The sequence below is a fragment of the Ruegeria sp. ABF4_144 genome (assembly GCF_056160045.1).
In genome coordinates, this window is the sequence record NZ_JBSWWK010000001.1 from 1,017,273 (window position 1) to 1,031,703 (window position 14,431).

Here is a 14,431-nt window from a genome sequence, read left to right on the forward strand (position 1 = left end):
GCGAGCTTTTGGGCTCGCCATTTATTATTCAGCGGCTTTTAGCGGCGCCCCGGGCGGGTGTCCCGGCTTATCGGCATCCGAGGACGCAGGTTCTGGTTCATCGCCCCAAACAACCTCGGTCGCCTGTGCCTGACGCGCGGCTTTGCCGATGGCCATGTCCTGCGCAATCTGGCTGGACCGTCCTCTTGTAGCGCGGGCCAGAACTCTGCCAAGCCAGACCAGGTAGGTCGTCACCCACACCCGCAGCGCAAGCAGCGAAGGCGTCACGATTAGCGTCAGGACCGTGGCGATACCCAAGCCAAACACCACTGCGGTGGCCAGCTGTTTCCACCACAGCGCCGTTGGGCTGTTGATCGAATAGCCACCATTGATGAAGTCCAGCGACAAGCCGAACATCATTGGTGTCAAACCCGCCATCGTGGTCAGGGTGGTCAGCAGAACTGGACGAATACGCGCCTCGGCCGTGCGGACGATCGCCTCGATCCGGGGCATATAGCGGCTGTATTCCTGATAGGTGTCGATCAGAACGATGTTGTTGTTCACCACGATCCCCGCCAGCGCCACGATGCCCGTCCCGGTCATGATGATCGAGAACGGCTGCTGCATCACGATCATCCCGATCAGAACCCCGGTGGTCGACAGAACCACCGCCAGCAGCACCAGCACCGAGTTATAAAGCGAGTTGAACTGTGCCAGCAGGATCACGAACATCAACCCCAGAGCGCCAAGGAATGCGCTTTGCAGGAAGGCGCCAGATTCCTCCTGATCCTCCTGATCGCCGGTCCATTCCCAGCTGATCGCGCTTGAGAACGGGTCGGTGTTCAGCCACTCGGTAAGCACCGCGATCCGTTCGTTCGGATTGACCAGTGCAAACCGCGCGTCGCCGTTTTCGATTGCGGTAAGCAGGTCGTCGGTCGAATTGGCACCGGTCAGCTGGAACAGCTCATATACCGTACCGTTAGGGCTGGTGACGGTTGTACCACTGGGTTCGGCCCCTTCTTCGACTGCTCGCACAACAGCCAGGCGTTGTTCGGTTCCGTCTGGGTTATCGACAACTACTTTGGACAGGCCCGGTTCAACATCCGCTTTCACGTCATAATACCGCTGCTGATCAATGCGGTTGATCTCGGCCAATTTAGCCACCGGTTGGCGGGTGACGAAGTTCGACAGCGGCACCAGCCCATCCGGTGTGCGTACCTTGAGCGAATCCAGCGTCGAAAGAACCCTGTCTTCTTCGGGCAGGCGAACGCGGATTTCGACCTCTTCATCGGTGCTGTCGGGGCGCATTTCCCCCAACAGGATACCGCGTGTGACCAGTTGCACCATTGCGCCAACGGTAGCGACATCGGCGCCGAACCGGCCAGCTTTGGCGACGTCCACGTCGATCTGCCAGTCAATGCCGGGCAGGGGCATGGTGTCTTCGACCTTGATCAGGCCGGGCGTCTCATCGAATACGGCACGCGCCGATTGGGCGGCTGTGGTTAATTCTTCCCAACCGTCACCCTTGATACGCAGATGCACGGGCTTGGCCGCCGCTGGACCCTGTTCCAGCGGCAGGATTTCCACGATGAATCCGGGCAGCTTGGCCAGTTCCACGTTCAGCTCGTCCAGAACGAAATCACCGTCATATTCAGGGGCAATAATTTCCCTGTCGAACAGCCCGAAAAAGACGGGTTCGGTTTGCTTGGGCCTGTCTTCCCATGGGGTGATTTCAAACTGAACCCGGCCCACGGTATCAGCAGGCGCCTGCGCGCCACCGTTGTTTTGGTTCAGCCCTCCTTCGCCAGCAAACGAGAACACGTTGGTCACGGCGGGGTGCGCGCTGATCACCTCTTCCGCAGCAAGAACCATTGCATCTTTTTCCTGCAGCGACAGGTTGCCCCGTGCGCGCACATATGCGGTCGCCTGTTCCGGTTCGGTTTCGACAAAGAACTCAACGCCGCGGTTGTTGCCCATGAAGTAGGTCATCACCCCCATGACGCTGAGCGCGACGACGGCTATCGAAACCACGGGCATGATCGGGTTGCCGACCAGGAATTTGACCACGTAGCCGAACGGGGTGTGTTCACGTGCGGTTTGGACGCGTTCTTCGCGGTGGCGTTCGATCTTGGCAGCGCTCAGAGTCACCGATCCGGCAAAGCCGCCGAAGACGAACAGCGCAGCCCCCAGAGCGACCGACCAAAAACCCCCACCCGAAGTCAGATATGTCGGGTTGATCAGCTGCATCGCACCCAGAAAGATCATGTACAGTGACGGCGGCACCAGTACCGCACGCACCCACCAAGGCGCGACGCCGCGCAGCCAGGTAGAGGTGCGGTCGAAGGTTCGGCTCAGGCGACCCGAAACACCGCCTACAACGGGCAGGTAGATCAGCGCGACAATCAGTGACGAGGACAGCACAAAGATCAGCGTGATCGGCAGCATCTTCATGAACTCGCCCGGAACACCCGGCCAGAATAGCATCGGCAGGAAGGCACAGAGCGTCGTCGCAGTAGACGATACGATGGGCCAGAACATCCGTTGCGCGGCCTCGACATAGGCGTGCATCGGGCCGATGCCTTCCTTGATGCGCTTGTCGGCGTATTCCACCACGACGATGGCCCCATCGACCAGCATCCCGACAGCCAGGATCAGACCGAACATCACCATGTTCGAGATGCTGACGCCCATGATGGCCAGAAACGCAAAGCTCAGCAGGAACGAAGTCGGGATCGCAAAGCCCACCAGCAGCGCCGCACGCGTACCCAGCGAGGCCAGAACCACGATCATCACCAGCGCAATGGCGGTCAGGACCGAGCCCTCAAGCTGACGCACCATCGAGTCGACGATGCGGCTTTGATCGTTCGATGTGCCGACATCCACGGCGGCGCGCAGCTCGGCAGGCCATTTCTCCTGCGCAACGGCGAGGGTTGCTTTCACCTGTGCCACGGTGTCGATCAGATTGAAGCCTTTGCGTTTGACTACTTGCAACGCCACGGTGGACTCACCATCGAAGCGGGCAGTGCCTTCGCGATCTTCGAAAGTATAGTTGATTTGCGCCAGCTCACCCATTGTGACCACGCGGTCGCCATTGACCTTGACCGGCAGGCTGTAGACGTCCTCAGCGGTTTTGAACGAGGACGGGATCTTGACCGAGAAGGTGCCCTGCGCGGTATCAACCTCACCCGCAGCGATCAGCTGGTTGTTGTTCCGCACGACGTTGATCAACTCGTCAGCCGAGACGTCGTAGGCTTCAAGCCTCAGCGGGTCGATGATGACCTCAAGCAGTTCGTCGCGATTGCCCGCGATCCCGGCCTCAAGCACCGAATCCAGCGCTTCCAGATCGTCCTGCAAGTCCTTTGCAATGCGTGCCATTGTACGTTCGGGCACGGCGCCGGTCAGATTAACGATGACAATGGGGAATTCCGAGAAATTGATTTCGTACAACGAATACTGTTCGGCACCTTCGGGGAATTCTGCCTGCGCGCTATTCATTGCGTCACGCACATCCGCCATGATCGCGGTCTTGTCCCATCCGAAATCAAATTCGAGCGCGATTCCAGCATAGCCTTCGGCGGCGGTGGCGGTCATTTCCTTGAGACCATCCAGATCTGCCAATTCTGTTTCCATTGGCTTGATCAGCAGGTTTTCGGAATCCTCGGCGGAGATGCCCGAAAACTGGACCGAGACGAACAGCGCCGGAATCTCGATATCCGGCTCACCCTCCTTGGGCAGGCCGACATATGCAAATCCACCGACGATCAGCGAGATCGCGATGAAGGCCAGAACCATGCGGGCTCTGTCGGCGGCCCATCCTACCAAACCCGTCATTGTGCAGCTTCCCGATAGGTGGGCTCAACGGTCACACCCTGTGTCACGAATTCATGCCCCACGACAATGATATCTGCGGTTTCCGGCAGACCGTCGACCCAGACGCCCTCGGCCGTGTCGCGCAGCAGGCGGATCGGCATGAAGCCGACAACGTTTTCCGCGCCTACGGTGCGGACGCCAACCTGACCTTCGTTGTTCAGTGTCAGGGCGGATTGCGGCAGAAGATGCGCCTTTGCCCCTTCGGCGGAAATACGGATATCAGCGGTCTGACCGTCGCGGATAGTCAGGTCTGGATTCGGGACTGTGATCTCAACCTCAAACGTGCGGGTTGTTTCATCTGCAGACCGGCTCAGGAATGTCACGCGACCTGCGACCTGAAGACCGGTAACCAGCCGCGCTGAAGCTTCCGAGCCGACAAGGATTTTGTTCACATCAACCTCGGGCACGAAACCGACCAGCTTGATCGGGTCCAGCTGAATGACGGTGGCACACAACGAGCCGGGCTGCATCAGGCTGCCCAATTCGGCGGTGTCGCTTTCCAACAGCCCTTTGAACGGGGCTTCAATGGTTTGACGGTCGATCTCGCGCTGAGCGGCCTTGACCTCCGCGGTGGCAGCTTCGATGCCAGCGCGTGTGGCTTCCAGACCAGCCTCAGCTGTTTTCACACCAGCCTCGGCCGAGCGCATCGCGGCTTCGCTAGAAATTCGGCGGGTTTCCGAACCGAACCCGGTTTCCGACAATTTCTGCGCCGCCGTCAGATTGATCTGGGCTTCGGCAACCAGAGCATGCGCTTCTTCTAAGCGGGCTTCGGCCTCGGGGATTCGGCTTTCAGCCTCAAGTCGGGCGGCTTCGGCCTCGGCCAAGCTGGCGGGGCGGGTGCCGGGGTCCAGCTCGCACAGCAGGTCACCAGGTTCGACGAATGTACCCCTGCGTTTGGGTTCCGAAATCACGGTCGAGGTGGTTTCGGCCAGAACTTCAACCTGACGGTTGGCCTTGGTTTGCCCGCGCAAAAGTACTGCGCTGTCGATTTCCCGCGCTGCTGACCGAAGGACAACTACGCCAATTGCGTTCTGATCTGACGTGACGTCGCTCGCGGATTCTGTGTCAGATACCGCATCGACCTCAGAGTCGCCGCGACCGGCAAAAGCAAACAGCGCGTCCCGCTCAAAAACAAGAAAGAACAGTGCTGCAATCACCAAAATCGCATTCACGAATGAAATCAAACGCATACAGAGACTCTCCCAGAATTCTTCACCGATTGTCCTTCGGCGTGTATGCCTGAAAATGGGGTCAGACATCTATCATTTCTACACTAAACTGAATAGTTCGGTTCACTTTTTTACGCAAGGACAGCGTGTCGCGGTGAAAATGCGCGAATTCCGGCCCTTGGCTTGGCAAAAGCGGCGGGGTATGTCATGCCGCCATATGAACTGGTTACAGCCCGGGGAGCAGGGATGAGCGACACCGACAGTTTTATTGATGAGGTGACCGAAGAGGTCCGCCGCGATCGCCTGTTTCTGCTGCTGCGCCGTTGGGGCTGGGTCGGTGTTCTGGCGGTAGTCCTGATCGTCGTCGGCGCTGCCTTCAACGAGATTCGCAAGGCCCGCACCACCAGCGCGGCTGAAAAGCTGGGGGATCAGATTCTAAACGCGCTGACGCAGAATGACTCGGCCGAACGTGCGGCCAGCCTTGCCAGCATCGACGCGGCCACGCCCGGTGGCGATGCGGTTCTGAACCTGCTGCTGTCTTCTTCTCAGATCGAGGCCGGATCGCGCGAAGAGGCTGTGAACAGCCTGAATGCCGTTGCCATTCAGGGCGACCTACCAGAGATTTACCGCGCCATTGCCGCCTTCAAGGCGCTGCTGTTGCAAAGCGACACCCTGCCGGTGGCTGACCGTCGCCAACAGTTTGAAGCCCTTGCGGCACCGGGTGCGCCCCTGCGTTTGCTGGCCGAGGAACAGTTGGCCTTAATTGATATTTCTGAGGGCAATGCCGAGGCCGCGATCGAGCGGTTGCAGGCACTGCGTCAGGACGCAGAGATTGGTGTTGACCTGCAGCAGCGTGCTGCACAATTGATTGTCGCGCTTGGCGGCGAACCGGAACCGTTGGTGGCCCAGCAGGGCTGATCCGACGGCAGAAAAAATGACAGGCGAGTTCGGAGCATCATGGTGACAAGTCTATTCTCCCGCATTGGATTGTCGGTTGCGGCACTTTCGCTGACGGCGCTTGCAGCCTGTGAAGAACCCGAGGTCATTCTGCCCGGCGAACGAGAAGATATCCGTCCTGCTTCGGATTCTGAAGTCACTGAAACCCTCGGCTCGAAGCCGATCAGCCTGCCTGCGCAAAAGGCGAATGCCACATGGTCGCAGAGCGCCGGAACTCCGGCCTACCGCACCACTAATGCCGCCTTGAGGGCAACGCCCCAGCGCATCTGGTCTACCTCGATCGGTGACGGAGATTCGCGCAAGCAGCGTATCACCGCTGAGCCCGTCGTTGCTGGTGGCTTGATTTATACGCTGGACTCCGGGGCGACCGTTTCCGCAGTGACACCGCAAGGGCAGGTCGCGTGGAGCACAAATCTGATCCCGCCAACCGATGGTGATACGGACGCAACAGGGGGCGGGTTGGCTTATGCCAATGGTGTGCTTTACGTGTCGTCCGGGTATGGCCGGCTGACTGCGCTGGATGCGAAATCAGGTGGGATCAAATGGCAAAAACGCCTGAATGCCACTGGCAGCGGCGCGCCGCTGGTCAATGATGGAATGCTGTATCTGGTCGCGGGCGACGAAACCGGCTGGGCCGTGAACACTAAGGATGGCCGCATCGCCTGGCAGGTTCAGGGCACACCGAGCGTCGGCAACGTGCTTGGCGCTCCTGCTCCGGTCATCGCGTCCGAGTTTTCAGTCTTTGCCTTCGGTTCGGGTGACATCGCCGCGACCTTCCGCAAGGGCGGTATCCGGCGCTGGAACGCCTCGGTCGCGGGCGGCCGCCGCGGTCGGGCCGCAGCGCAGATCGTGGACGTCACAGGCGGGCCCATGGTCGTTGGCGACAGGATTTACATCGGTAACCACTCGGGCCGAACTGTGGCGTTTGACTCGGGCTCGGGTGAGCGGATCTGGACCGCAGATGAAGGCGCGGTTGATACGGTCTGGCCCGCGGGCAACAGCCTGTTTCTGATCAGTGATCGCAGCCAGCTGGTCCGCCTGAACATTGCAGATGGTTCCATCGTCTGGGCGCAGGATCTGCCGGGTTTCGTCAAGGACAAGCGCGGCCGGCGTGGACCGATCTTTGCCCACTATGGTCCGATTCTGGCAGGCGGGCGGATCGTGATCGCCTCAAATGACGGTTATCTGCGGTTCTTTAATCCGGTCGATGGCACGCTGGTGAATAGCGTCGAAGTGCCCGGCGGCGCCACCACGGCCCCGGTTGTCGCAGGGCAGACGCTGTACGTCGTATCGTCCAAAGGTGATCTACACGCTTTCCGTTGACCGCAAGATGCGTTAAAGGGCGCGTCTGAGTCTTGAAAGTTGAGTATCATGTCGCTGACCCTCGCCATCGTGGGGCGCCCGAATGTGGGCAAATCCACCCTGTTCAACCGCCTTGTGGGCAAACGTCTGGCTTTGGTCGACGACCAGCCCGGCGTAACGCGTGACCTGCGCGAAGGCGAAGGGCGTCTGGGCGATCTGCGTTTTACCGTGATCGACACGGCAGGTTTGGAAGATGCGACCGACGACAGCCTGCAGGGCCGGATGCGCCGCTTGACCGAGCGCGCGGTGGACATGGCAGATGTCTGTCTGTTCATGATCGACGCCCGCGTCGGCCTGACCCCTACCGATGAGATGTTTGCCGAGATTCTGCGCAAGCGATCTAAACACGTGATCCTCGCGGCCAACAAAGCCGAAGGCAACGCAGCGGATGCCGGTGTGCTTGAGGCCTATAACCTGGGTCTTGGGGAACCTGTGCGATTGTCGGGCGAGCACGGCGAGGGGATGACGGATCTTTATGCGCAGTTGATGCCTCTGGCTGATGCCGCGGCGGAGAAGGCCGTAGACGACGCGCCGGAAATTGATATCGAGCTGGATGAGGATGGCGAGGGTGAAGCCCCTCTGATCACCGCTGCCAAGCCGCTGCAGGTGGCGGTCGTGGGGCGTCCGAATGCGGGTAAGTCCACCCTGATCAACAAGATTATCGGCGAAGATCGCCTGTTGACCGGCCCCGAGGCTGGGATCACCCGCGATGCCATCAGCTTGCGGATCGACTGGGCTGACCCGGATGGCGAAAGCACCCCGATGCGGATATTTGACACGGCGGGGATGCGTAAAAAGGCCAAGGTGCAGGAGAAGCTTGAAAAGCTCTCGGTGTCCGATGGTTTGCGCGCGGTGAAATTCGCCGAGGTTGTAGTGGTTCTGCTGGACGCCGCGATTCCGTTCGAACAGCAGGATCTGCGCATTGCCGATCTGGCCGAACGCGAAGGTCGCGCCGTTGTTGTTGCCGTCAACAAATGGGACATCGAAGAGGACAAGCAGGAAAAGCTGCGCGATCTGAAAGAGTCCTTTGAACGCTTGCTGCCGCAACTGCGTGGCGCACCTCTGATCACCGTGTCAGCCAAGACCGGTCGCGGGTTGGAGCGCCTGCGTGCTGCCATTCTGCGCGCGCATGACGTCTGGAACCGCCGTGTCCCCACCGCGGCGCTGAACCGTTGGCTGACCGCGATGCTGGAACAGCACCCGCCGCCAGCCCCGCAGGGCCGCCGGATCAAGCTGCGCTATATGACTCAGGCCAAGACACGTCCCCCCGGGTTCGTGGTCATGTGCTCACATCCCGACAAGATGCCGGAAAGTTATACGCGCTATCTGGTCAACGGTTTGCGTGCAGATTTTGACATGCCGGGCACCCCGATCCGCCTGACACTGCGTGGCCAGGGTGACAAGAACCCCTACAAGGGACGGCGCAAGAAAAACGCAGGCGCGCTGGCCAAACATCTCAAAGGTCGCGCGTAACTGCGCCAATTTTCAGCATTTTTGGCTGAGGGGCGTGACAGCCCGGCTGCCGCAGGCTAGCATTCGCTTGCGTGCATGTGATTTTGTGCGCGCCGCTTGAATACGAGGATTATGTAGATAGTTTCGTTGTGATATTAACTTGGCCAATCGTGGGGACGGGCTGAATGAATTTGCGGGAATACACACGACAATACGCGGTGCAGGACAATCGGCTTGCCGCGTTAAGCTATTTTGGAACATTCGCGGTTTATTTCACGTCGCTGGCGCTGGCTATCGTGTATGTCGACCGTTGGTACATCATGGTCCCCGCTGGGATCGTCTTCGCCTTTTCCGCCGTGCGTCTTTATGTGCTGCAGCACGATTGCGGCCATCACTCTCTGTTTGAAGCGCGTGAGCAGAATGAATGGGCCGGGCATGGGTTGTCGCCCTTCACCTTTGCTCCGTTCGAGGTGATGAAACAGAACCACAATCTGCACCATTCGGGCATTGGCAATCTGGAGCACCGGGAAACCGGTGAAATCCACACCATGACCCTGCGCGAGTGGAATGAGGCGGATTGGAAAACCCGTTTGTTCTATAGGCTTTACCGCAACCCGTTCATCTTGGTTCCGGTTGGTGCGCTGTTTACCTACTTCATCCGCTATCGTTGGCCCAAGAATACCGTGCGGTTCGGGGTAAAGGGCGTGGTGCTGCACAACCTGTCCATCGTCGTGTTCCTCGGCCTGCTGTACCTGATTGCAGGCACGACGGGCATATTGGTTTGGTTGGTTTTCTCGCTATTGGGCGGGATGTTGGGCGTGTTTCTTGTCTATCTGCAGCATAACTTTGAAGACACCTATTGGGACCGTCGCCCAGACCTTGATCCGCAAATGGCGGCGCTGCAGGGCTCGTCCGCACTGGATTTCGGCTGGTGGTTCGACAACGCCGTGGCGTGCATTACGTTGCACGACATCCACCATTTTAATGCGCGCATTCCGTCTTATCGGCTGCGGGCGTGCCACTATAACCTACCGCCTGAATACACGCCGCGCCGGATCAAATTCCCCGAGGCTGTCGCGGCGCTGAATCTGAAGCTCTGGGACGAGGATGCCAAACGCCTCGTGCCATTTCCGAAAAAGGACACAACCAGTACGCTGGCGCACAGCAGTTGACACTTATGGGCGGCTTGTGCCGTTCACCGGCTTGCTGAGGTGTATATACGGCGTATATTTTGTTGTGCACAGGGAGAAAGAAAGGACAAAGAATGACCGCAGTGACAGCAGTTAAGGGTGTGGGAGAGGCAATGGCGAAGGCGCTAAGCGCCAATGGCTTCAAGACCGCCGAAGCCATGGCCAAAGCCAACCCCGCTGACCTTACCAAAGTGCCCCGTATTGGGGCGGCGCGGGCTCCGCTTTTGATTGCTGCTGCGAAAGAAGCGATTGCGGTCAAACCAGCCGCCGCCAAGACACCGGCCAGAAAGCCTGCAGCGGCCAAACCAGCTGCGGCTAAAACTCCGGCCCGAAAGCCTGCAGCGGCCAAACCAGCTGCGGCAAAAACTTCGGCAAGAAAGCCCGCAGCAGCTAAGCCCGCGGCTGCCAAAACTGCTGCCAGAAAACCCGCTGCGGCGAAGCAAGCCGCTGAGAAAACAACCCGCTCCCCGGCGCGCAAGCCGACTACGCGCCGTGCTGCTCCGCGCAAAACTGTTGCAGCTGCAGCCGCCGAGAAACGCGCAGAAGAGGCCGCGCGCAAAGCTGCAGAAGAAGCTGCGCGTAAGGCCGCCGCAGAAAAAGCTGCTGCCGAGGCCGCCGAAGCAAAAGCTCGCAAGAAGGCCAAGGCAAAAGCCAAGGCTGAAAAGGCCGCAAAAAAACTGCAGGAAATGGAAGCCGTTTTCTCGAAGGCTAAGGACAAGGTGAAAGCCAAGTCGAAAAAGGGCAAAAAGTCCAAGACGGACGACAAGAAAAAAGATCAGAAGAAAAAAGACGATAAGAAAAAAGATAAGAAAAAAGATAAGAGCAAAGATAAGAAGAAGGATAAGAAAAAGGCGAAGAAGTAAGCCTTATCCGCCTTTAGGATTATCGAACCGGTGCCGATTGCGGCGCCGGTTTTTTTAGACCAACGTGCCGTCCAGTTGCAGGGTCAGCTTGCCGCCCAGATAGGGGGCCAGAACTTCGGGCAGGGTCACGGTGCCGTCGGCGTTCTGGCCGTTTTCCAGCACGGCAATCAAGCAACGCCCTACGGCCAGACCCGACCCGTTCAGGGTGTGAACGTATTCCGGCTTGCCGCCGCCTTCAGGGCGGAAACGGGCGTTCATGCGGCGGGCTTGGAAATCCCCACAGGTCGAGACCGAGCTGATCTCGCGATAGGTGTCCTGACCGGGCAGCCATGCCTCGATGTCGTAAGTCCGGCGTGCGCCAAAACCCATATCACCGGTGCACAGGATCACGGTGCGATAGGGCACGCCCAGCTTTTCCAGAATACCCTCAGCACAGCGCAACATGCGCTTTTGCTCGTCGTCCGATTTGTCCGGGTGCGTGACCGAGACCATCTCAACCTTTTCGAACTGATGCTGGCGCAACATCCCGCGCGTGTCTTTGCCCGCGCTACCGGCCTCGGAGCGGAAGCAAAGCGAATGCGCGGTATAGCGGCGGGGCAGGTAGCTTTCCTCGATCATCGTATCGTTGACAATATTGGTCAGCGAAACCTCGGAGGTCGGGATCAGCCACCAGCCTTCGCGGGTCTGATAGCTGTCTTCGCCGAATTTTGGTAGCTGGCCGGTACCCTGCATCATCTCGGACAGAACCAGAACCGGGCCGTTGACCTCGGTCAGTTCGTTTTCGTTGATATGCGTGTCCAGCATGAACTGCGCCAGCGCGCGGTGAATACGGGCGACACCACCGGACAGAAGTACAAAGCGCGAGCCCGACAGTTTGGCGGCGGTCTCAAAATCCATGCCGTTTTGAACGGCTTCGATCTCGAAATGCTCTTTCGGCGCAAAATCCAACTCGCGCGGGGTACCCCAGCGGTTGACCTCGACATTGTCGTTTTCATCCGCACCCTCAGGTACATCTTCGGCGGGCAGGTTGGCGATGCGGATCAGTTGGTCGGTCAGCAGGGCGTCAAGATCCTTGGCTTCGGTCTGCATGCGCGCGACCTGGGCCTTTTTCTCGGCCACCAGAGCGCGCAGGCGTTCAAACTCGGCTTCATCACCGCGCCCTTTGGCTGCACCGACCTCTTTGGACGCCTTGTTCTGTTCGGCCTGCGCAGTTTCTGCGGCCAGAATCTTGGCACGGCGGCTTTCGTCCAGCCTCAGCACATCTGACGACACCGGCGCGTCCCCGCGGCGCGCAAGGGCGGCGTCGAAGGCGGCTGGGTTTTCGCGAATGGCGCGGATGTCGTGCATGGTTCAGATCCTTAAATGCGTGAATCACTGAAACCGCTTATGCACCATCTGAAAGGCAGGGTGTAGCACCGGTTACGACTTATCCGCGCCCTCGTGCGATTCATGCGCCAGGTGTCCATCCCATTCCTCTGCCGGGATTTTCGGTTCGGCCGGATCAGCCATGTACGAGGGCGTCATGATCTGAACGCCGTTCTCATTGAACACGGCCACGATATTGCGATGTAGGTCCGAGCGGATTTTCGGGATGATGCTGCCGCGCGTGCTATAGCCGTTGATCTGATAGTTGATCGCATAGTCGGCCAAAGCGGTCCACAAAACAAAAGGCTCTGGCTTGTTTTTGATCCCTTTGGTCCGATGAGCAGCCTCGATCAGCATCGCCTCGACCTTCTCAGGCGGTTCTTCATAACCGATGCCGACCGTGGTGTGCAGCAGCAGCCCGCTGCCATCTGTCCTTTTTGAAAAGTTGACCACATCTGAGTTCATCAATTGCGCGTTGGGGATTGAGATCAACTCGTTCTTGATTGATTTCAGATGCGTCTCCATCAGCTTGATCTGGACCACATCGCCGATGTGATCCCCAATCTGGATGCGATCCCCGATCGAGGTTGAGCGGCGGTAGATCACAAACAGCCCAGCCAGCATATTTGACACGACCGAGTTTGCACCCAGAGAAAGCATTGCGCCCACAAGAATGGTCAGGCCCTGAAACGCGGCTGAATCTGATCCGGGTATGTAGGGGACGGCAAAGACCAGCGCGATCAGGATGACAACGACGCGGGCGATGTTGAAGGTTGGGCTGACCCAGTGTTTTTCGAAATCACCCAGATCGAACGAGCCCGCCTCTACCGCATCAAAGAAGACCCGCATGCCTCGGATGATATACATCGTGACCCAGGATATCAGACCCAACATGATCAGGTTGGGGATGTAGCTGAGAATGCCTTTGAAGATCAGCAGGACCGGCTCGGTCAGGTAGGTCAACAGCAGTTGTGCGAAGTAGCGGGTCTCGGCAAAGGCCAGAAGAACGAAGGACAGGTAATAGTAAAAGCCCAGAAAGAAGATCACCAACAGGATGAAATTCAGGCCATAGCGGACCAGCGCGGCTATTGCTTCGGCTTGCACGCTTTTAGCGGTGGCGGTTTCTACATCTTTCAAGTGGCGTTTGACGAATTCCAGCGTGCGCCGTCTGATCCTGCGATGCAGCCACATGATCGCAAAGACAAAAACACCGAAACCCACCGTCCACGCCGCCGCTTCGATGGCACCTGAAACACGGGCCTCCTCGGACCGGTTTGTGCGATAGGCGAGAATTGCATCTTCAATGGCCTGACCGTGCAGAAAGCTGAGGACATCAAGCTCCATCTGCTCAAGCTCGGCGTCGGCGACGGTGACCATCGAAACCGAAACACCATCGACCAGAATGCGCGTGCCAAGGTCGGTATCCTCATACGTAACGACAACGTTTGAACTGTCCGAGGCTTCGGCAACTTCGACAATTGTGTTCTGAACGGATTCTGCTCTTTCCGAGGCCGGGAGCGCGCTTGAGCCGCGCAAAAAGAACAGTGCGTCGCCATCCACGATAACAGGGGCTTTGAAAACCTCTGACTCGTTTGCTTCGGTCTCCTCGGGCGCGGCCGGTGCGTCTTGCGCCGCGATTGGTCCGGACAGAAGGGCAATGATAGCGGTCGCATGCACCAGATGCATCAACAGCTGGAAGGGCTTGATGTTCCTTGTCATTCGTCCTCCTTCCCGCTGACTATATCCGAGTGAGCGCATGTTCCTAGGACATATCTGCAACGCTTGAGAACATCCTTGGCGGCAGTTGTATCGAACCGAAACAATCCAGTGCCGCCTTTGCTTGCAAACGGCGGGTTCAAAGCATAGGTTCTCGCCAAATTTGCGGAGCCCCTCCGCATCTCCAAACCAAAAGGAATATCCCATGGAAGGTGGCGCAATCGCCCAGTTTCTCCCGCTGATCTTGATCTTTGCGATCATGTATTTCCTGCTGATCCGTCCGCAGCAGAAGAAGATGAAGGAACACCAGGCCATGGTCGAAGCCGTACGCCGGGGCGATCAGGTTGTCACTCAGGGTGGTCTGATCGGCAAGGTGTCGAAGGTCAAGGAAGGCGAGAACGAGATCGAGGTCGAACTGGCCGAGAACGTCAAGGTCCGTGTGGTCAAGTCGACCATCGCTCAGGTTCTGAACAAAACCGAACCAGCGAAGTAACTTCGCACGACAATT

General features: G+C 58.5%; 10 protein-coding genes. 6 read left to right on the top strand and 4 right to left on the bottom strand.

The window, feature by feature from the left end; genetic code table 11:
* Window positions 1-24: 24 nt before the first annotated feature.
* The gene (locus ACXAGD_RS05275) at window positions 25-3,810 is read right to left on the bottom strand and encodes an efflux RND transporter permease subunit (protein WP_475208916.1); all 3,786 of its coding nucleotides are present in this window, start codon (window positions 3,808-3,810) and stop codon (window positions 25-27) included.
* Window positions 3,807-5,039 carry an efflux RND transporter periplasmic adaptor subunit gene (locus tag ACXAGD_RS05280; RefSeq protein WP_475208917.1) on the bottom strand — a complete coding sequence of 411 codons (1,233 nt, stop codon included), beginning with the start codon at window positions 5,037-5,039 and terminating at the stop codon, window positions 3,807-3,809. Before ACXAGD_RS05280 ends, ACXAGD_RS05275 begins: the two co-directional genes overlap by 4 nt.
* Before the next feature lie 225 nt (window positions 5,040-5,264).
* Here ACXAGD_RS05280 and ACXAGD_RS05285 point away from each other — a divergent pair, with 225 nt between their 5' ends.
* From ACXAGD_RS05285 to ACXAGD_RS05305, 5 genes are all read left to right on the top strand, one after another.
* Complete coding sequence (locus ACXAGD_RS05285) at window positions 5,265-5,936, top strand: hypothetical protein (protein ID WP_475208919.1); 672 nt, start codon at window positions 5,265-5,267, stop codon at window positions 5,934-5,936.
* 39 nt (window positions 5,937-5,975) lie between these two features.
* Window positions 5,976-7,298 carry a PQQ-like beta-propeller repeat protein gene (locus tag ACXAGD_RS05290; RefSeq protein ID WP_475208920.1) on the top strand — a complete coding sequence of 441 codons (1,323 nt, stop codon included), beginning with the start codon at window positions 5,976-5,978 and terminating at the stop codon, window positions 7,296-7,298.
* 48 nt (window positions 7,299-7,346) lie between these two features.
* Complete coding sequence (gene der / locus ACXAGD_RS05295) at window positions 7,347-8,810, top strand: ribosome biogenesis GTPase Der (RefSeq protein WP_475208921.1); 1,464 nt, start codon at window positions 7,347-7,349, stop codon at window positions 8,808-8,810.
* A gap of 164 nt (window positions 8,811-8,974) precedes the next feature.
* Window positions 8,975-9,961, top strand: coding sequence for a fatty acid desaturase (locus tag ACXAGD_RS05300; protein WP_475208922.1), 987 nt, complete (start codon window positions 8,975-8,977; stop codon window positions 9,959-9,961).
* Window positions 9,962-10,053: 92 nt separating this feature from the next.
* A complete protein-coding gene (locus ACXAGD_RS05305) occupies window positions 10,054-10,842 on the top strand; it encodes a helix-hairpin-helix domain-containing protein (RefSeq protein ID WP_475208923.1) in 789 nt (262 codons plus the stop codon).
* Between the two features lie 54 nt (window positions 10,843-10,896).
* Here ACXAGD_RS05305 and serS read toward each other — a convergent pair whose 3' ends face one another.
* Together serS and ACXAGD_RS05315 are read right to left on the bottom strand one after the other, a co-directional pair.
* Window positions 10,897-12,189: a serine--tRNA ligase gene (gene serS, locus ACXAGD_RS05310; RefSeq protein ID WP_475208924.1), complete on the bottom strand. Its 1,293-nt coding sequence runs from the start codon at window positions 12,187-12,189 to the stop codon at window positions 10,897-10,899.
* Window positions 12,190-12,261: 72 nt separating this feature from the next.
* A complete protein-coding gene (locus ACXAGD_RS05315) occupies window positions 12,262-13,926 on the bottom strand; it encodes a mechanosensitive ion channel family protein (RefSeq protein ID WP_475208925.1) in 1,665 nt (554 codons plus the stop codon).
* 202 nt (window positions 13,927-14,128) lie between these two features.
* On the opposite strand from ACXAGD_RS05315, the gene yajC reads away from it, so the two are divergent.
* Window positions 14,129-14,416 (top strand): preprotein translocase subunit YajC, encoded by a 288-nt coding sequence (yajC, locus tag ACXAGD_RS05320; protein WP_170325331.1) that lies wholly within the window; start codon window positions 14,129-14,131, stop codon window positions 14,414-14,416.
* The last annotated feature ends 15 nt before the right edge of the window (window positions 14,417-14,431 follow it).